General features: G+C 55.7%; 17 protein-coding genes, 1 pseudogene and 1 other annotated feature. All 18 genes and pseudogenes read right to left on the bottom strand.

The features are described from left to right. Window positions 1-695: 695 nt before the first annotated feature. On the bottom strand, window positions 696-1,508 hold the full coding sequence (locus AB1500_01805; protein ID MEW6181898.1) for an RNA methyltransferase: 813 nt from the start codon (window positions 1,506-1,508) through the stop codon (window positions 696-698). A gap of 72 nt (window positions 1,509-1,580) precedes the next feature. Then, complete coding sequence (locus AB1500_01800) at window positions 1,581-2,225, bottom strand: TrkA family potassium uptake protein (GenBank protein MEW6181897.1); 645 nt, start codon at window positions 2,223-2,225, stop codon at window positions 1,581-1,583. Window positions 2,226-2,239: 14 nt separating this feature from the next. Next, window positions 2,240-3,598 carry a TrkH family potassium uptake protein gene (locus AB1500_01795; protein MEW6181896.1) on the bottom strand — a complete coding sequence of 453 codons (1,359 nt, stop codon included), beginning with the start codon at window positions 3,596-3,598 and terminating at the stop codon, window positions 2,240-2,242. 90 nt (window positions 3,599-3,688) lie between these two features. Next, on the bottom strand, window positions 3,689-4,048 hold the full coding sequence (gene rplT, locus AB1500_01790; GenBank protein ID MEW6181895.1) for a 50S ribosomal protein L20: 360 nt from the start codon (window positions 4,046-4,048) through the stop codon (window positions 3,689-3,691). 101 nt (window positions 4,049-4,149) lie between these two features. Further along, the gene (rpmI, locus tag AB1500_01785) at window positions 4,150-4,344 is read right to left on the bottom strand and encodes a 50S ribosomal protein L35 (GenBank protein ID MEW6181894.1); all 195 of its coding nucleotides are present in this window, start codon (window positions 4,342-4,344) and stop codon (window positions 4,150-4,152) included. Further along, a complete protein-coding gene (infC, locus tag AB1500_01780; GenBank protein ID MEW6181893.1) occupies window positions 4,310-4,873 on the bottom strand; it encodes a translation initiation factor IF-3 in 564 nt (187 codons plus the stop codon). Before infC ends, rpmI begins: the two co-directional genes overlap by 35 nt. Window positions 4,874-4,895: 22 nt before the next feature. After that, window positions 4,896-5,016: a sequence feature (ribosomal protein L20 leader region), on the bottom strand. Between the two features lie 68 nt (window positions 5,017-5,084). Next, complete coding sequence (gene thrS, locus AB1500_01775; GenBank protein ID MEW6181892.1) at window positions 5,085-7,001, bottom strand: threonine--tRNA ligase; 1,917 nt, start codon at window positions 6,999-7,001, stop codon at window positions 5,085-5,087. Window positions 7,002-7,754: 753 nt separating this feature from the next. Further along, on the bottom strand, window positions 7,755-8,375 hold the full coding sequence (locus tag AB1500_01770; GenBank protein MEW6181891.1) for a DUF445 family protein: 621 nt from the start codon (window positions 8,373-8,375) through the stop codon (window positions 7,755-7,757). Window positions 8,376-8,378: 3 nt separating this feature from the next. Continuing rightward, entirely contained in the window at window positions 8,379-9,389 is a 1,011-nt protein-coding gene (gene hypE / locus AB1500_01765; GenBank protein MEW6181890.1) for a hydrogenase expression/formation protein HypE, read from the bottom strand. Window positions 9,390-9,701: 312 nt separating this feature from the next. After that, window positions 9,702-10,838, bottom strand: a complete 1,137-nt coding sequence (gene hypD, locus AB1500_01760) for a hydrogenase formation protein HypD (GenBank protein MEW6181889.1) — start codon at window positions 10,836-10,838, stop codon at window positions 9,702-9,704. Continuing rightward, complete coding sequence (locus AB1500_01755) at window positions 10,786-11,034, bottom strand: HypC/HybG/HupF family hydrogenase formation chaperone (GenBank protein MEW6181888.1); 249 nt, start codon at window positions 11,032-11,034, stop codon at window positions 10,786-10,788. The genes hypD and AB1500_01755 overlap by 53 nt, the downstream gene beginning before the upstream one ends. Before the next feature lie 11 nt (window positions 11,035-11,045). After that, a complete protein-coding gene (gene hypF / locus AB1500_01750) occupies window positions 11,046-13,355 on the bottom strand; it encodes a carbamoyltransferase HypF (GenBank protein ID MEW6181887.1) in 2,310 nt (769 codons plus the stop codon). Beyond that, on the bottom strand, window positions 13,301-13,984 hold the full coding sequence (hypB, locus tag AB1500_01745) for a hydrogenase nickel incorporation protein HypB (protein MEW6181886.1): 684 nt from the start codon (window positions 13,982-13,984) through the stop codon (window positions 13,301-13,303). Before hypB ends, hypF begins: the two co-directional genes overlap by 55 nt. A gap of 173 nt (window positions 13,985-14,157) precedes the next feature. After that, entirely contained in the window at window positions 14,158-14,499 is a 342-nt protein-coding gene (gene hypA, locus AB1500_01740; protein ID MEW6181885.1) for a hydrogenase maturation nickel metallochaperone HypA, read from the bottom strand. A gap of 351 nt (window positions 14,500-14,850) precedes the next feature. Continuing rightward, window positions 14,851-15,186: pseudogene (locus AB1500_01735) on the bottom strand (cation-translocating P-type ATPase C-terminal domain-containing protein). Between the two features lie 111 nt (window positions 15,187-15,297). Further along, window positions 15,298-16,119, bottom strand: coding sequence for a histidinol-phosphatase HisJ family protein (locus tag AB1500_01730; GenBank protein ID MEW6181884.1), 822 nt, complete (start codon window positions 16,117-16,119; stop codon window positions 15,298-15,300). Between the two features lie 2 nt (window positions 16,120-16,121). After that, entirely contained in the window at window positions 16,122-17,198 is a 1,077-nt protein-coding gene (locus tag AB1500_01725; GenBank protein ID MEW6181883.1) for a hypothetical protein, read from the bottom strand. Between the two features lie 241 nt (window positions 17,199-17,439). Continuing rightward, window positions 17,440-19,464: a glycoside hydrolase family 15 protein gene (locus AB1500_01720; protein MEW6181882.1), complete on the bottom strand. Its 2,025-nt coding sequence runs from the start codon at window positions 19,462-19,464 to the stop codon at window positions 17,440-17,442. Window positions 19,465-19,721: the final 257 nt, after the last annotated feature.

The raw sequence follows: 19,721 nt of genomic DNA, 5'->3' as shown, positions 1-19,721 counted from the left end.
CCGCCATAAATAATTTTAGACTCTGGAGACCGATTTGTAAAATAAAAAAGCCCCTGCCTCTAAAATTGAGCTCAAGAGCTGCGGCTCCTATTAATCTTCAATACCGCTTTTCGCCGCCCCTTTCATCCATCAGAGGCAGCGCGCGTTTTCTTCCCGAAATTCACTCACAACGTTATTTACTCAATGCTTCTGCATCTTAATGAACCAAACCGCCGGATACCCTGACCGTGGTTTAATGCACCGCCAACCTCCGGTAGAGTATATAAGCCCTGATTGAACCCGTCGTCTCAAAGAGCCTCCAAAAAAACTCAGCTGTCCAGATCATCGGCTCACAACCTTTCGCGGATTCTTTAGTGACCACGCTGCAAAACCCGCCCGTTTTTCTTGTCATAACCCGGGCGGTTTTCAGCGGCCTCCGGGCTTCCTTTAAAGCTTCCATCTAAACCGTATTCGAAATCCATTTTCCGTAAAACTTTCCGGGCACCTTTGAACGAATTATAACATACCACCCTTTTAAAGACAAGGAGCACTTCTCTTATTAGAGCTTGTTAAGCCTCTAGCGACGCCGTGACTGCCTCAAGCCTGGATACACAAGAATTTTATGGAAACCATTATCGGAAGGTTGATTTGGAAGCGTTATTATACGCAGGGATCCGGCCGGGAAAAAGCGGCTGCACGGAGGGAGAAATCTCTCTCTAAGCGAAACCGTGACGCTGCCGTACGGCCTCGTAAAGCAGAAGGGCCGCCGCTACCGCGGCGTTGAGTGATTCCGAGCCGCCGGGCATGGGAATTGAAACCCGGAGTGAAGCGGCTTCGCGTACCGGAGGACTCACTCCCTCCCCCTCTCCGCCGACGACGAGAGCCACGGGACCGGTAAGGTCCGCCTTATAAAGAGGCACCCCTCCCCGAGGATCTGAAACAACGAGCTTTAAATCCGTGTCCCCGATAAAATCAAGCGCTTCCTCACGGCCGACATCCTGGCGGACGGGAAGGCGGAAAAGCGCTCCCGCTGTGGCGCGGATGGTCTTAGAATTATAAAGGTCCGCCGAACCGGTGAGAAGGAGGGCGCCGGAAGCACCCGCCGCTTGAGCGGTGCGGATGATCGTGCCCAGGTTGCCGGGGTCCCGGATGCCGTCGATGACAACAACCAGCGGGTAAGAAACCCGGATTAAATCTCTGAAATCTGTTTTCCCCACCCGGGCAACGGCAAAAACACCCTGAGGCTCTTCAACGGCGGTCACCCGTGTCAGAGCCCCGGGAGCGATTTCGTAAACGGTCAGACCTTTTTCACGCGCGGCGGCAAGGATTTCCTTCCCCTTACCGCTTTCCCGGAATTCGGGAACAAGGTATATCGCCTCAAGCGGCCAGGCGGCAGACAACGCTTCCGCTATTAGCCGCGGGCCCTCTACGATGAATTTGTCCTCCTCTTCGCGGTGGCGCCGCCGGGCAAGCCGCAACAGTTCTTTCAGACGCCCGCTGTTTTTACCTAAAACGGTGCTGTGCATCATTTTACTCACCGAAAATGGACCCGCTTTTAAAGCGCAAATTTCTTGACCTGCCCGGAACGGACTCGTAATACCTCACTGCTCCAGCCGCTGCAGCCGCTCGTTCCGGCCGACAACAACCAGGATGTCTCCTTCACCGATAACGTGGTGCGCACCGGGTGAAATAATAATATCATTGCCGCGGCGGATGGCAAGAATCGTAACGCCGTGCGCCAGCCGTATATCCGACTCCCCGATGGACTTGCCTATGAAACGCTCCGGTGCGATCAGTTCCATAATGCTGTAGTCGGGCGACAGTTCGATTTGGTCAACGATATTGGCCGTTACCAGAGCGCGGGCGACCCTGACGCCCATGTCCCTTTCCGGAAAGACCACCTTGTCTGCCCCCACCTTGGCCAGCACCCGCCCGTGAAGTTCGGTGCGCGCCTTCGACACCACCGTCTTCACACCCATTTCCTTGAGCATCACCGTTACGAGAATGTTGGACTGGATATCCTCGCCGATGGCCACGATGACCACGTTGAAATTTCGGATTCCGAGTGATCTCAAGGAATGCTCGTCGAGAGCGTCAACCTGGACCGCATGGGTTACGATATCCACTATCGCGTTTACCTTTTCCGCGTCAATGTCTATCGCCAATACATCGTGACCCATACGCGAAAGGGTTTCCGCCACACTTGTCCCAAAACGTCCCAAGCCGATCACCGCATACTGCTTCATCACGTACTCTCCTTTTAACCGACGATAATGTGCTCCTCCGGGCGCCTATAAAGAGCATGACGGCGCTGGGCCAGAGCGAAAGCAACCGTAAGCGGGCCCAACCTGCCGATAAACATGGTTAATATGATTACTATACGTCCCGCCGGGGTAAGCTCCGGGGTGATACCCGTAGACAGCCCAACGGTGCCGAAAGCCGAAACCGCCTCGAAAAGAAGTTTTAATAAAGCCTTATGCTCTACCATCAGAAGAACAAAAACAGCCAGGCCGATCCACAGCAGGCCAAGCAGAAATATCGCCAACGCCTTCAACACCTGTGCAAACGGTATCCGGCGCCCGAACACCTCGATTTCTCCCCGCCCGCCGGACAAGGAGGCCACCGATAACCCCAGCACGGCAAAGGTGGTGGTTTTGATACCGCCGCCGGTAGAACCGGGAGAGGCGCCGATAAACATAATAAAACAGATAAAAAACAGGGTTGCCGGGTACAGCGCGCCGATGTTTACGCTGTTGTAACCTGCAGTTCGCGGGGTAACCGACTGGAAGAACGAGGCCAGCAACTGGACCGGCCAGGATAATCCCCGCAGGGTGTTTGTATGCTCCAACGCCAGGAAAATCAATGTTCCGGCAATAAGCAACAAGGCCGTAGTCACCAGCGTCAGCTTCGCATGGAGCGAATAACGCCGCCACTTGCGGCGGCTGATGATCTCATTAATTACGGAAAACCCCAGGCCGCCGATGATAATCGGAAAGGCGATACCCAGGGTCACAAACGGATCGGCGACATAACCGGTGATGCTGCGGAAATCACCGAAGAGATCGAACCCGGCGTTGTTAAACGCCGATACCGCATGGAAGAGTCCGAACCATAAGTATTCAGGCCCGTGAAAATCCTGCGACAACCGCAGCGCAAGGACTGCGGCGAAAAAGACCTCTATGGCAACCGTAAAAAGAACTACGTACCGCACCAGACGGACGACACCGGCGACGTTTATCTGGCTTAACCCCTCGCGGATCAGTAGGCGCTCCTTCAGCCCGATCTGGCGTCCGAGCAGGATCGAAAAAATGGTGGCGCTGGTCATAATCCCCAGACCGCCAAGCTGAATCAGCAAAAGTATAACCGCCTGGCCGAAAGTGGACCAGTAGGTCCCGGTGTCCACCACCACCAAACCGGTCACACATACGGCGGAGGTGGAGGTGAAAAGCGCTGTCAGAAATCCGGGAGGGATTCCGTTTTTCGTCGCCCAGGCATTGTCTAAAAGAAGGGTACCGATACAAATCAGCGCCGCAAAACCCAAAACCAGCATCTGTGGCGGCGAAATCCTGAACTTACGCCGCAGCGGTTTGTTATACCCTTCTTGGCGGGAATTATCCACTTTACCTGCGCCTCTTTACGCAAATGAGCATGGTTGCAACAACCATGCTCCAGCCCGTTTATTTCTGCTAAATAATATTCACCCCATGGTTCAGGAACTAAGTTTAGCCTTGGCCATCTCCACCAATTCCCCAAATGCCCGCTCATCGTTGACCGCAATGTCCGCCAGCATCTTCCGGTTTATCTCCACCCCCGCTTGCTTCAGCCCGTTTATCAGGCGGTTGTATGAAAGACCGTTCTGCCGGGCGGCGGCATTTATCCGGGCGATCCACAAACGCCGGAAATTACGCTTCTTCGCCCGCCGGTCCCGATAGGCGTACATCAATGATTTCAGTACCTGCTGTTTTGCCACGCGGTACAGCTTGGACTTCGCTCCCCAGTACCCGCGCGCCAGTTTTAATATTTTTTTGTGTCGTTTACGACTTACAACACCCGTCTTTACCCTCGGCATAGTTGCCACCTCCAATAAAGAGTCCCGAGTTCAACCTTAAGGGATAGAACTTAGGGTCTGTTCTATGTTCTAAATTAAGCAAAAAACCTGTCTCATTAAACCTAATAAGGTAACAACCGCTTTACACGCGCCGTATCGCCGCTGGCCAAAACAGATTTTTGTCGCAGGCGCCTGGTGCGCGAACTCGACTTCTTCTCTAAAAGGTGGCTCTTAAACCCGTGCCACCCCACGAATTTACCTGTACCCGTTTTCTTAAAGCGCTTAGCCGCCCCCCGATGTGTTTTGATCTTCGGCAAGAATATTCCTCCTTTCGTAATCCGGCCTGGGGGCCAAAATCATAATCATGTTTCTTCCCTCAAGTTTTGCCGCCCGTTCGACCAGGGCCATATTTTGCAGTTCCACCGAGAGCCGCTCCAAAAGCTTTTGCCCGATCTGGGGGTGGATTATTTCACGCCCGCGGAACATTAGGGTGACCTTCACCTTATCCCCGTCCTTCAGGAAACGTAGCGCATTGCGCACCTTCACCTGAAAGTCGTGTTCTTCGATATTCGGACGGAACTTGACCTCCTTGATGCTTACAATGTGCTGCTTCTTGCGGGCTTCTTTATCCCGTTTGCTTACCTCATATTTATACTTGCCGAAGTCCATTATCCGGCACACCGGCGGTTTGGCCTGCGCCGCGACTTCAACCAGATCCAGATCCCGTTCTTCAGCGATCCGTAACGCCTCCCGCAAGGAAACAATGCCCACTTGAGAACCGTCGACGTCAATAAGTCTTACCTCGCGGGCCCGAATCTCCTCGTTGATCCGAAAATCCTTAGTAATAATTTATACACCTCCAAATTTGTCCCAAAAAGAAAAGCGGGCGACTTCCACCCGTCCACCCGCTATCATTACTCCCCATAAGAAAACCTTGCTGGCAGCATGTGCGCCGTAAGGTGAGAAGCGGATGGCTTCTACTTTGAACCCTCTCTTATCGCGTCATTATAACACGGAGGGGAAATAACGTCAATAAATTCCTCGCACCTCTCACCTTTCACCTCGCATACCGCCGGTTCTTGACCTCCTCCAGGATCCTGTCCCGGATGACGCCCGGCGCCATCGGCCCCAGGTCTCCTTCCGCGCGGTGGCGCACCGCCACCGTATGACCGGAGGTTTCCTTATCACCCACCACCAGCATATACGGCACCTTCTGCACCTGTGCCTCCCGGATTTTGTAGTTCACCTTTTCGTTCCGGGCATCAAGTTCCACCCTGATACCGGCTCCTTCAAGGAAACGGGTGATCTCCGCCGCGTAACTCATGTGGCGGTCCGCGATGGGCAGTACCCTGGCCTGAACCGGCGCGAGCCATACCGGGAAGGCCCCGGCGAAGTGTTCCGTCAGGATGGCGATGAAACGCTCAATGCTGCCGAAGACCACGCGGTGAAGCATAACGGGCCGGTGCCGCTGCCCGTCCTCTCCGATGTAATGCAGGTCGAACTTTTCCGGCATAAGAAAATCAAGCTGGATCGTGCCGCACTGCCAGGTGCGTCCAAGACAGTCCCGGAGGTGAAAGTCGATCTTCGGCCCGTAGAATGCGCCGTCACCTTCGTTAATCTTGTAAGGAAGTCCGCGGGCTTCAAGCGCCTCTTTAAGAGCGGCGGTCGCCAGCTCCCAGATGGCGTCGTCCCCCATCGCCTTTTCCGGTTTGGTGGAAAGCTCCACGTGATAATCAAAACCGAAAACCTCGCGGTAAAAATACTCCACCAGATCGATAATGCGAATGATTTCGTCTTTCACCTGGTCTTCGCGGCAAAAGATATGAGCGTCATCCTGCGTGAAACACCGCACGCGCATCAACCCGTGCAGCACTCCGGAAAGCTCGTGCCTGTGCACCAGCCCCATTTCGGCGAGCCGAATCGGAAGCTCACGGTATGAATTGACCCGCCGCTGGTACAGCAGAATCCCGCCGGGACAGTTCATCGGTTTTATCGCAAAGTTTTGTTCATCGATCGTGGTGAAGTACATGTTTTCTTTGTAATGATCCCAATGACCGGAACGTTCCCATAACTCCCGCCGGAGGATAACCGGCGTCCGGATTTCCTGATACCCGCGGCGGCGGTGCTCCTCACGCCAGAAGGCCTCCAGTTCGTTGCGCAGGATCATCCCCTTGGGATGGAAAAAGGGGAAACCCGGACCTTCCTCATGTACGCTGAAAAGGTCAAGCTCGGCGCCGAGACGCCGGTGATCGCGCCGTTTCGCCTCCTCGATACGTGAAAGGTACTCATCAAGGAGCGCCTTCTTGGGGAAAGAGGTACCATATATCCGCTGGAGCATCTTATTCCGCTCGTCCCCGCGCCAATACGCGCCGGCAACGCTTAGCGGTTTCACCGCCCGGATGTAACCGGTCGAAGGGACGTGCGGCCCCACGCACAGATCGGTGAACTCCCCCTGGCGATAGCACGAGATGACCGCATCCGCCGGCAAATCGTCTATAATTTCTACTTTATAGATCTCGCCGGCCGCTTCGAACATCTCCCGCGCCTCTTTCCGGGAAAGCTCCAGCCTCTCAAAGGGCAGATCCGCCTTTACTATTTGCTCCATTTCGGCCTCAATCCGGGCGAGTTCTTCAGGGGTAAAAGGACGGGAGACATCGAAATCATAATAAAAGCCGTCGGCGATAGGAGGGCCGATCGCCAGCCGCGCGTCGGGGTACAGCCTTTTTACCGCCTGCGCCAGAATGTGCGCGGAACTGTGCCGGTAAACGCTCCTGCCGTCATCGTCCTCGAAGGTCACAAACTCCACCACCGCCTGCGGCGGAAGGGGAACGGAAAGGTCCGCCGCGTTTTGGTTGACCTTCGCCGCAAGCGCTTCTTTCCGCAGACGCTGGCCGAGTCCTTTAAGGACATCCGCCGCGGTGGCGCCGTCCGGGTATTCCCTTCTGCCGCCGTCCGGAAAAGTTACGATTATCACTTTTATCAACACCCTTTCATAAGTTCAACGTTCAACGTTTAAGGTTCAAAGTTCAAGGTTCAAGGTTCAACGTTCAAGGTTTGAACTTTTGGCGATAAAGCCAACCTTCCGGCAGGTGTATTTATCCTGCGCAGGATTGAACTTGTGTAAGCGCGGTCAGAAACGAGTATGGCGCGAAAGACGGGCAGGGGCGGGGCACAGCGTACTTTGTGAGGGTACGTGAGCCCCCGAACCTGACCGTCTGACAAAGCCAGACGAAGTTTATCACCGCGCTCAAAATAAAAAGACCGCCCCGGTCAGGGACGGGCTCACAATCCCGCGGTTCCACCCTGCTTGGGAAGAAGGAACCCTTCCTCCCCGCTTTAAACGCGTATAACGGCCGCCACCGTCCCCGGCACCTGCGGTCGGTCATGGTCCGGCACTGATTAATGATTACCAGCGCCTTGCATTTGTCCAAGTACCTGGAAAAGGCTCGGGGAGTGGTATTACTTACCCCGGTCCCGGGGATGATTTCAGCCGCGGCATCCCCTCTCTGTCGGTAGGGAATAAGTTCTGGTCTACCCCGTATGCGGGATTCTAATTAAAAGTAGGCCGGCGCAGTTTCCGGTTCCCTACCGAATAAAATCCCGTTTTCCGCCTCAGTGCGATATTTACTTATTACTTACTTATAAAGCAGATACTCAGGGCTGACTCCTGCATACTAACCTTAAGCCCGTGCCGGAAAGTTAAAAATAACCTGTGAATCTCAATATACTAAAAGGCCGGCGTACCTGTCAACCGCAGCAGAAAGAGAACACCTACCTGCACAATGCCGATGACAAAACCGATAACCGCACCCATGATCTCAATATGCTTGATTTCTCTGGCGGCGACTTCGAATACAACCCTTTCAAGGTCTTCGAGCGGAAAGGTATTGAGTTTCTCCTCAATCAGCCGGGAAAGTCTTACCTCCTGTTTGATCGTATCGCTGAAGGATTCTACGATCCAGTCGATTATAAACGGCAGACGCTCGCCGACCAGGTCGCAGACGGCTTCGGCAAGCGGTCGCTTCACCGCCAGGGGCACCCAACCCGGCGCTTTCTCCAGCACTGCTTGCCGGATCGCTTCCCGTAATTGGGTAACCAGCCTTTCCGGTACTTCCCGCTCCTTGAGGTGGGCAAGTATGTCGTCTATGGATAGGATTTCTTTTTCGATGATTGTGCCGAGGTTGTAAGCAAGCTCGTACCGGCGTTTGGGTAGAACCCCCTGAAACGTCCACCGGAATATTTTATATGGCTTGTACGGATGAAAAATAAGTTTGACCGCAAGAATGTTTGTTACCCATCCGATTAAGGCGCCGACCAGCGGCACAAGGATCGCGTTAAAGTAAAACATTTCTCAGCAGATACGCGGCAGCGGCGCCCCGGCAAGCATGTCCAGAAATTTTGTGCCGGTATAGGCGGTCTTCAGGTAAACGTTTCCCCGCCCCTCGCTTACCTCACCGATGACCCGCGCATCCTTCCCGAGAGGATGATCCTTTAAGACCGCAAGCGCCTCTTCCGCGGCATCCGCTGCAACCAGCGCCACGAATTTACCTTCGTTTGCGAGGTACAGCGGGTCAAGACCCAGCATTTCCGCCGCCCCTTTTACGGCAGGGAGCACCGGAACAGCCGCTTCCGAAATGTAAATGTCGCACCCCGCCCCCACCGCAATCTCTTTCACCGCGGTGGCCAGCCCGCCGCGGGTCAGATCCCGCATGAGCCTGACGCCGCCGCTCACCCCGGTCAGAAGCTTCTCTATTATCCCGTTGAGGGCCGCGCAATCGCTTGTAATCTGCCCGGCGAACCCTAAGCCCTCGCGGACGGCGAGGACAGCCATACCGTGTTCCCCTACGGCGCCGTTGATAAGCACCCGGTCCCCGGGCTTAAGGCGCGAATACCCCAGATCAACCGTACGGGGTACGACACCGAACCCGGTGGTGTTGATAAAGATACGGTCGAGATTACCCCGCCCGACCACCTTTGTGTCACCGGCTATTATCTCCACGCCCGCCTCCGCGCAGGTTGCCGCCATGGAGGAGACCACCCGCTCCAAATCCTCAAACGGCAATCCCTCCTCGATAAGGAAGGAGGACGTGAGGTACAAAGGTTTCGCCCCGCTTACCGCCAGATCGTTGACCGTCCCGCAAACCGCAAGCTTCCCGATGTCCCCGCCGGGGAAAAAGGCGGGCTGCACCACAAAAGAATCGGTGCTCACAGCAACACGCTCCCCGGAAACGGGAAATACGGCTGCGTCGGTAAGTGCCTTAAGGGTCTGGTTAGGGAAATAGCGTAAAAACAATTCCGTAACCAATTCGTGGGTCAAAGCACCGCCGTCCCCGTGCGCGAGCAGGATTATGCCGTTATTCAACCGCCGCCGCCTCCCTATACAATAGACGTTCATTAGCAAGGCGCGACGATAAGCTGCGTATAGCTTTGTCATCAGTCAGGGCCGGGTCCTCACGTACCTCCCAGTACGCTCCGGCCCATCCCTGCCAGTCTTTCGCGCTCTACTTGCTTCTCCCCGCGCTCCGTCTATACTACAATACTGCTTCTAATTTTCAAGTTCACGGGTCGTCTCTGCAGGTCTTTCTTGCACTGCATTACTTCCTGCCGCGTTTCGCCCGTGTTACACTACTGCTTCCTAAGCAACCAGCTTACGGGTCTGGATTTCCGCTTTGTTCTACTGCAATGCGTCATCGGCGACCCCCTTCAGGTGCCGATCAAACTGGTAGTACGCGGCGCATGCTCCTTCAGAGGACACCATGCACGGTCCGACGGGACGCCTGGGGTCGCATGACTTGGCGAACAGGCGGCAGTCCCGCGGTGTCAGCTTGCCTTTCAGGATCTCCCCGCAGACGCAGCCCGTAGGGATCCGGGGCGTGACCGGCGCCGGCAGAAACCGCTGACTGGCGTCCAGGTCCTTGTAATCTGAGGAAATCGCCATACCGCTCCGCGGGATGGCCCCGAAACCCCGCCATGAGGCGTCGCAGACCGTAAAAACATCCTCCATCTGCCGCCGGGCGATCATGTTTCCGTCCTCGCGCACCACACGCGTATAGCCGTTAACGACCCGGCTTTCCCCCTCGCCCATCATCTTGAGGATCAGCCTTATCGCGTCAAGTATATCGTTGGGCTCAAAACCGGCAATCACCGAAGGCAGGCCGTATCCTTCAAGGAAAGTGTAAGCCTTGCGCCCGATGATCGCGCTGACGTGACCGGGAAGAATGAAACCGTCGATCTTCAACTCCGGATCGCTTAGAAGGACCTCCATCGCCGGAGGGACGAGCTTATGCGCGAGAAAAACACTGAAGTTCTCTAGATTCCGAGCTTTTGCCTCCTTAATGGCAAGAGCCGTCGCCGGCGCGGTGGTCTCAAAGCCCACGCCGAGAAACACCACTTCCCGCTGCGGGTTGTCCAAAGCGTAGCGAACCGCATCCGCGGGAGAATATAAAATACGCACGTCCGCCCCCATAGCCCGTTCGCGCTCCAATGAGGAGTCACTGCCGGGAACCCTGACCATATCGCCGAAAGTGCCCACCGTAACGTTCCCGCGCAGCCGGGCGAACCTCACCATTCGGTCGACGTCGCCGTAATCGGTGACACATACCGGACAACCCGGACCGCTGCGCAGGTCGATATAATCCCCCAGAATGCCGCGCAACCCGGCTCGCGAAACGGCCACGGTATGTGTGCCGCAAACCTCCATAAAAACCGCGCGCCGCCCGAGACGTTCTGTTTCCCGGGCGGCCATTATCCGAATCTCCTTAATCAGCGCTTTTGCTATCCCCGGGTCGCGGAACTTCTCCAAATCCTTCATGCGTCAGTAACTCCTCCCAGAGCCTGATCCTCTCCTGCGCCTCTTCAAGGTCTATTTTTTCTATAGCGTAGCCCGTGTGTACCATAACATACTCACCCAGGCTCACCTCACCGACGAGGAAGGTGTTTATCATCTGCTTTATACCAAAGGTTTCAATAACCGCCGTGTGGTCCCCCGGCGATATCTCGACGATCATACCTGGAACGCCTAAACACACTCCTGCCACCTCCTGTACGCGACAACCGCCTGGCCGAGGCTCAAACCGCCGTCATTTGTCGGTACCTGATGGTGGAACAGGACCTCGAACCCTTCCCGGGACAGCGCTTCCTTCCCCGCCGCAAAGAGGTACCGGTTCTGCCAGCTCCCGCCGCTCAGGGCCACCTTGCCGAGTCCCGTTCGTTCCGCTACCTTTTTAACAGCGTCGCAGACCATAGCGATAATAGTATTATGAAAACGGGTGCTGATTACCGTTTTACCGACACCGGCCCTGATATCCTCCAGGACACCCGTAAAAATGCCCGCAGGGGAAATCACTTCCCCTTCAAAGGAGTAACTATAGGGCGGCGTGCTCCCGTTCTCATCCGGCGCCTGCACCAGCTCTCCGAGTTCCACCGCAGCCTGCCCTTCGTAGGTCACCTCGCTCTGTATTCCGAGAAGCGCCGCCACCGCGTCGAACAGGCGCCCGCAACCGCATGCCAGCGGCGAGTTAAACCGTTTTTTCACCAGATACTGAACGATTTCAAGGTCCCTTTTCCTCGCTCCGAACAGCTCCAAAGCCGCCGCCGCGCCTTCATCCCCCAAGAATGCAAGCAGGTAAGAAACGGCCATGCGCCAGGGCTGGCGAATACCCTGCTCACCGCCGGGCAGGGGCGCGTAAGCAAGGTGAAAATGCCGCGTACAACTCCCGTAATCGCCGGAAAGCACCTCAAACCCCCAGAGGTTACCGTCTTCCCCGTAACCGGTGCCGTCAAGGATCACTCCCATCGCGGGCACTTCACACCCGTTTTCGGCCATACAGGCCGCCATATGGGCATGGTGGTGTTGAACGCCGAACCTCATCCTTGCCGGAATGGTTTCCGCTATCCTGGAGGAACTGTAACCGGGATGCAGGTCGTAGCCTATCACCTCCGGCTCTATCCCCAGCAGGCGCTGAAAATTAACCATGCTGGAAAACAGGTTTTCTTCCCCTTCCAGGCTGTCCAGGTCGCCGATATACTGGCTCTGGAAAGCCTGCCCCCGGCGCAGCAGACAGAAGGTGTTCTTCATCTCGCCGCCGATCCCGAGCACCGTCGGGCCGTCCCCGGCGGGGACCATCACGGGCCGGGGCACGTAGCCCCGCGAACGCCGGAAAACCTGCGCCTCCCCGTCCATCACCGCCGTTACTGAGTCGTCGCACCGGTTAACTATAGGGCGGTCATGAAGCAGAATGTAATCGGGGATCCCGCCCAGTTCCTGAAACACCCTTTCATTATCCTTACACAGCGGAAGTTCGCTGTAATTACCGCTCGTCATCACCAGGCAGACGAAAGGTCCCTGCAGAAGCATCAAGTGCAGCGGCGTGTATGGCAGCATGGCCCCGAGGGTCTTGAGCCCGGGCGTCAGTTCCTGGGGAAGCAGTGTGTCATGACGGCGCTGAAGGATTACAATCGGGGCCTGAAGGGAATTGAGCAGTTGCTCTTCCGCCTCGCTGACGACACAGTGGCGCCGGACGACGCCAAGGTCCCGGAACATCACGGCAAAAGGCTTATGACTGCGGCCTTTGCGCTGTCGGAGTGTTTTAAGCGCCTGCCTGTTGAAGGCGTCGCAGCAGAGATGAAATCCCCCGAGGCTTTTAACCGCAAGGATTTTCCCGTCATTAAGTATCCGCCAGCAGTTTTCCCACCAGTCACCCGGCACCGGTTTCCCGTCCGCGTTCAACAGCTCCACCTGCGGCCCGCAAGCCGGACAGGCGACGGGTTGGGCGTGAAAACGCCGGTCCGCCGGGTCGTCGTATTCCCGGGCACAGTCCGGGCACATCGCAAATTCGGCCATTGAGGTCTGCCGGCGGTCGTAAGGCACTTCGGTGATGATTGTGAAGCGCGGTCCGCAGTTTGTACAGTTGGTAAACGGATACCTGTAGTGCCTGTTCTTCGGATCGAACGTTTCCCTCGCACAATCCGAACAAAGGGCGACGTCCGGCGGGACGAGGGCCTCTTTCTCCTCTTCGTCCGCGCTGTGGATAATCTCGAACCGGGAGTAACCGGCCGGGCTCAGCTCTTCCCGATCGATTGAAGCGATCCTCGCCAGCCTCGGAGGGCGTTTGTGCAGCGCCTCGATCAGCCACGCCAATTTCTCCGCCTCTCCCTCCGCCTCGATGATCACACCGCGGGCGTCGTTAAGCACGAACCCGCCCAGGCCGAGCGACTGCGCGACGTTGTAAACAAAAGGACGAAATCCTACGCCCTGAACTGTTCCCTTAACGGTTATCCGGTAGCGAATTTTCCCGCCCGTTTTTGCAGAGCCCTTTCTTCCAGCCATCGGCACCATTCCTTTATCCCTTCTCCGGTTTTGGCCGAAACCACCATAATCTTAATACCGGGACTAATCGCACTCAATTCCTGCCCCACGGATTCAAGGTCAAAATCGGTATACGGCAAAAGATCGGACTTAGTGACAACCACCGCCTGCGCCTCCTGAAACACCAGCGGGTACTTTTCGGGCTTGTCGCCGCCTTCTGTAACACTGAGCAGGGCGACTTTCGCGTCCTCTCCGAGGTCAAACTCCGCCGGGCAGACCAGGTTCCCTACGTTTTCGATGAACAACAAATCGTAACCGTCCCCTTCAAGTTCCTCCAGAGACCGTGCGATCATCGGGGCGTCAAGGTGACAGACGCCGGCGGTGTTTATCTGGACCACCTCCACCCCCTGGTCCGCTATGCGCCGGGCGTCCCGGGTGGTATATATGTCTCCTTCGATTACCCCTATTTTACAGGCGTCCCGCATCCGCCTGATTGTCTGCTCCAACAGTGTGGTCTTGCCCGTTCCGGGCGAACTGATAAGGTTCACAACAAAAACGCCGCTTTTCGCAAAACGCTCCCGGTTCTCCCGCGCCGCCTCGTCATTCGCCCGCAGGAGACGCTGCCCCATGACTACCTTCAACTTATTCATCCCCCAACCCGGATAAGCCGGAACCAATAACATTCCACCACAGAGGCACAAAGTTCACAGAGAACAGAAATATCAAGACTCAATAAAATTAAATAACCCTTCTTTGGTTTTCCCCTCCGTGTGCTCTGTGTCTCTGTGGTTATTCTTTCTTACCATGTTGCGTAGATCCGGCGTTACGAATCGCCTTCGTAATGTTCGATATATAGTTCCTTCCCCGTTATTACTTCCAGCGTCTCACCGCAGGACGGGCAGATAAATTCCACATACTCCGGGTACAAGGAATTCCCGCACCCCCTGCAGCGCATCATTACAGGTCTTTCTTCTATTTCCAGGGAGGCTCCTTCAAGTACCGTTTTCTCTTTTAAAACATCGAAAGAAAACCTTAACAGTTCCGGCTGTGCCATAACAAGCCTGCCGACGACCAGTTTTACAACCGATACGCGCGTTATACCGTTTTCCGCCGCACTTTCCCTGACCAGGCCGATCATCGATTCAACCAGACTGAACTCATGCATGGACGGGGCCCCCATTGGTGTTCGTTCTGTAAGTGTTAAGTAACAGCTGAATAGCTACCCAGCAGTATACCGGCGGTCGAAGCTTTACGAGATTCCCGCCGACCTGATCAACCTTTTTAGTTTTCGCGCCCGGGCCAGCTTTACCTCTTGTAATCTTCAGGATAACATGGAACCGGACGATCCGGAAGTAATAAACGAATATGACCGCCTAAACGCCATGCTGGCAAAAAAGCCCAAGGTTTCAAGCGGCTAAGTTTAGAGTACCACAGGCGGCAGGCGCAAGGAAAGATGCAAAGCGCCTAAAACAGTGTGCCGCCCAGAATATTCCTTTAGGTCAGAAGAATACCGCCCTCAGGCGCGGCGTTGCTTGTAAACCGCGTCCATCAGGACAAGCACGAACGGCATCAGGGCAGGCGCAAGCCATTGACCGGATTCGAGCGGGTGAGTCTTGAAAATTAAACGGGCGGGTTCTACGTACATGAGCACGAAAAGGAACAGTAGTTCGGTCGCTATACCGACCACGATAAGCGGGTTGTCACGGAAACGGAGACGGAAGGCCGTCTCCCTGCTGTAACGGCAGGCAAGCACGTTCCCGATCTGTCCGAAAACTATGGCGGCAAAACAGGCGGTGGTCGCCTGAAGATAAAGCGGGCTCGTCGCACTTAATAAGACTCCCCTGTGCCAGCCGCCGCCGTAAAGGACATACGAGAACCGAGCATTCCACCGACAGCTTCTATGATTTCCGAGTAGAAAAAGGCCGCAAACCGTAGCAGCGAACTAAAAGAAAGCCCCCCGACCTTACGGCAGCGCCCTTTGCGTCCGCCGCCGGTTTTCGAAAACCGCCGACTCGCGGTAACCGGCCCCGTGAAGCAAGACCAGCGCCTCCTCAAAATTCCGGCCAACCTCCACAGGGTTGTGGGCGTCGGAACCGAGGGTCACCGGCACCCCGTAGCGGCGGCAAATCCCCATAAATTCCGGATGCGGGTATATTTCCTTAACCGGCTGCCTCAACCCGGACGTATTAACCTCCACCGCCATCCCGGCAGCCGCGATCGCACGTACCGTCTCCTCATATAAAGGCAGGATGTTTGACTCCGGGCGGTATCCGAATTTCTTGAGAAGATCGGGGTGGGCGACCACGTCGAAAAGGCCGGTGGAAACCATTTGCCGCACCAACCCGAAATACTCCCGGTACAGATCGTCGATCTCCCGCCCGGAATAACCGCCGGTCTGTTCGGGGTTATCGAAACCCCAGCCGTTGATATAATGCACCGAGCCGAGAACATAGTCAAAAGGGTAACCGCGTAAAATCTCGTTGAGCGCCTTCTCATGCCCCGGGGCGAAGTCGGCCTCTATCCCGAGCCGCACCACGATGTCCTTGTTGGCCGACCGGTTCTCCAGAACCTCAGCCGCGTAATCCCCGAGTTCATTCTCCTCCATCGCCAGTCCCGGGTCGCGCAGGCCAGGCGGCAGGAAATACTGCGGGATGTGGTCGGCAAAGCCGATCTCGCGCAGGCCGATCGCCTTTGCGGCATTAACGTATTCGTTGGCTTCGCCGGAGGCGTGTCCGCAGCGCCGGGTATGGACATGGTAGTCCGCCAGTCCCTTCAACCCGGTCATAATCAACACGACCCTCCCCGCTTCAACTCAGCGGCTATCGCCGCCGTCAATTCGTAAATCCGCCTGGCCGCCGGTTCACCGAGCAGACCGGCGCCGCAGCCCGGCGTGACAAGCCACTGACGCCGCAAGAGGTCCTCGGGCACCCCGCGCGCCGCGAGCTCACCACGATATGATTTAAGCCGGGTCAAAAGGCTTTGTGTGTCTTCCCCCTTCAACGCCGCTTCCGCAGTCGGCACAATACCCCAGGCCAGAACGCCCCCTCCGGTCAGGAACGCAGTCATCTCCCGGCGGTATGGCAAGAGGGAGTTAAAATACCCGTAGGCATCGAAACTCAAAACATTGATCCCGAGTTCCAAAAGGATGCTCCAGTCTACGGCCGCGCACGAGTGGACCCCCACAAGCCCTCCGGCGGCCCTGACTCCGGCTATGACCGCTTCCATATCCGCAGTCACCTGTTCCCTGGTTACGGTTATATACGTTGACTGGCCGTATACGCTTATCCCGGGCTCGTCTATAAACAGCAGGACGGGCCGTCCGAACCGCTTAAGCCTCTGCGCCTGCCATCGCGCGGCGAGCGAAAGGTTCTTGGCGATCAACTCCCGTAGTTCGGGAACATAATAGGCGGGCCGCCCGTCGGCGTCGACAAGCTGGAAACCCACCGTCAGCGGGCCGACAACCTGCCCTTTGAAAGCGAATGCGCTTGGAAATTCCCCCGCCTCAGCCGCTTCGAGAAAGGCGTATAAGCCGGAAGCCGCTTGCCTATCAGGCGCGAAAGCCTCCAGCGCCGCTTCGTCGCCTTCTTCCGCACTGATGCAGAAGGTGTAGAACGCCGTCAGCCGTTCGGGCCAGTCGTCACAGTCGTTTAGAAAACGGGGCTTACCCTCCGTTGAAAGTACACCGTGCTTTCCAAGCGCGCCGACGAACTGCTGCACGAAGCCCTCGGCGGCCGTCCGGCAGGGCAATTGCGGCCAATGAGGCAGAACCGGCAGGTATTTCTTCACCATTTCCAGAGCAGGCGCCGTTTCTAAATAGGGCAGGCTTCCGATTCCCGTCGCCAGACCATTGATTTCGAATTGCATAATTCCTTACCCCCTTGAGGAAAACCGCTTATTCCCCCACATCCAAGAAACCATACCCTAACCCGGACAAGCTGGAACCGCTCAGCACTCAACGGCACGTTATAAATACTTTGCATCGTACATATACAATGCAACTAAAGCTGAGTACCGGGTCACCACAGAGACACAGAGTTCACAGCAGTGTCTCTGTAAGTTGTATTTTATTGCCACTTTGCAAAGATCTTGGTGTGACTGTTCTAAATTACCCCGAAGGACAAAACATCGTCTGTTTCCGGGTTTCTTCTATTTCTTGATGACGGTTTATATACTCCGTAACCGCGATAATAAATGAAGCGTGTGACCAGTTCAGCGGCGCCACCGACAACGATTCCCCCGTCAGCGGGTGAACCTGCTCCGCCATTATCCCGGTGGGCAGGGAATGAGACACGCACCATTCCAGCAGTTCTCTCCCCCGGGCCAACTCCTCCTTGCTACGGGCGGTCCGGATGTAGTATTGGGCCAGCCATAGGGTTGAGATAAACCATGGGTTGCCGGGAACTCTTTTAAAGTCTTCCACCCGCTTGAAGTAGTAGTCGCCGAAATATCTGGCCATACCTCCCACTCCGGTCTTTACCCACAGCACCTCCTCCACCTGGCGCATGGTTTCGGCCACGCGATGATCATGCGCCGGCAGCGCGTCAAAAAGAAACACACCGGCAAGGCTGCTGTCGATAGTGAGATCCGGCTCAAGGGCTCCTTCCCGTTTATTGAAATGCAAGCCCCGTATAAAACGCTTTTTATTGCTGTCATAAAGACGGGTAAGCATCGCTTCGCGCATCCTGGAAGCCCGCGTCAAGTAGTAATTGGAAAGCTTCGGCTGCCCGAAAAGCTGTGCCAGATTCCCTGCCGCCGTGAGCCCTGCATATACCGCGGCGGTGGTAAAGGTGAAAACTCCCCGCCTTTCCTCCCAAAGGTCGTAAGACTCCACCGGCAGGTGTGATTCTTCGTCTACGTAATTGCTCAGGAAATTAGCCGCCGGGCGTACAAGACTTTGGTATAGTCCCAAAACAAACTCAAGGTCCCGTTCCCGGCGGTAGTATTCCCAGAGCACCCAGAGCACCAGAGCCGTTTCATCCTCCTGAATCGGAAGGTGAACAACGCCTTCTTCGAGCCAGGGGTGCCAGCTCGATCCGGCCGTACCGTCGGGGTTGTATTTGTGCAGTAGGTAACCCTGCTCGGTCAGCGCGTTGGAGCAGAACGAAAAAAACTGCCGCGTCAATCTTCCGTATCCGGCCCTTATCAGAGCGTAAGCCGCAAGGGCTCCGTCACGGGGCCAGAGGTAGCAGTAGTGGTCCCGGTTAGTTGACATAATATCTGAATCGGGTGAAGCAATTACCGCCCCTCTGGAATCGAAATGCGCCCTTAATATAAGGAGGCTACGTTTATAAGATTTGAGAACTCCCACGGGAAAATCCTCGATGTCGAACCCGGCCGCGTTGATACCGGTTTGAAAACACGCATCGAGGAAAGCCTGACAGTATGTTTCGCACCGGTACAGCAGCTCCTCCGGCTCCTGATCGAGGACAAACCTGTTAAGGGCCCGGACCTCCTGGATGTTACGTCCCGCGCAAATCCAATAATAAATGGTCTCCGTTCCGCGAGGCGGCACCAGCAGATTGAAACCGACAACACTGTCGACGGACCCCTGAGCGATGGCATTCCCGCTTAGCGTCCCGTCCTCCGCGTCACGCCAGGTCCCCTCCGCTTTACCGAAGCTTTTGATGCCCGTGGCGAAGTGGTCGAATTGTCCTTTGGAACTCAGGCCGTTTACAAGAATGTAGCGGTTGCGCTTGTAATGGCAAATCACCTGATGAAGAGCGTCGTAAAAAGCCGTGTCTCCTACCTCAGTCTCGTCGATTGAAAAATTCTGTCCGAAAAAGACCCGGATTTCCCGCTCTCTATCAAACAGGTTATGTACTATTAACTTCTTAAGATAGATGTTTTCTCTCCGGTGCACGGCGTCATTTATCGAAAGCCTAACGCCCGCACCATGATGACTTGCCGTCACATCGGTCACCATGGTATCTTCTTTATACGCGAGACGCATCTCCCATCCGTCGTCCGCGGTCCAGGTGAAGGAACCGTCCACCCAGACCCCCAGGCGGTTCCGATTCCCTTGAAGATGGTTCCACTGTCCCACGTGGGGATAAAAGAAATCCCGCATCTCAAGCTTATCGTCGAAAGCAACCATTATCCTGCCGTTGCCGACCACTAAAGGACGCGGCACATCTTCCCCTCCCTTAAAGATAAGCTTTCTTTCTCAGGGCGCGGCGATAAGCTGCGTATAGCTTTGTCAGCCTTGCAGGGCCGGGTCCTTACGTATTTCCGTATACGCTCCGGCCCGTCCTTGCTAATCTTCCTTACACTGTATCACTTCTCGCCGCGTTCCGTGTATGTTACAACACTGCTTCTAAATTCAAAGCTTACAGGTCTATATTTCCGTAACTCGTGACTTCTGTCTTCTATGAATTCTGACTGACTCAG

This window comes from Bacillota bacterium, from assembly GCA_040755295.1.
Lineage (GTDB): Bacteria > Bacillota > Desulfotomaculia > Desulfotomaculales > Ammonificaceae > SURF-55.
Note: the sequence above shows the minus strand (reverse complement) of the source record. Positions and strands in the feature narration are given on the sequence as shown.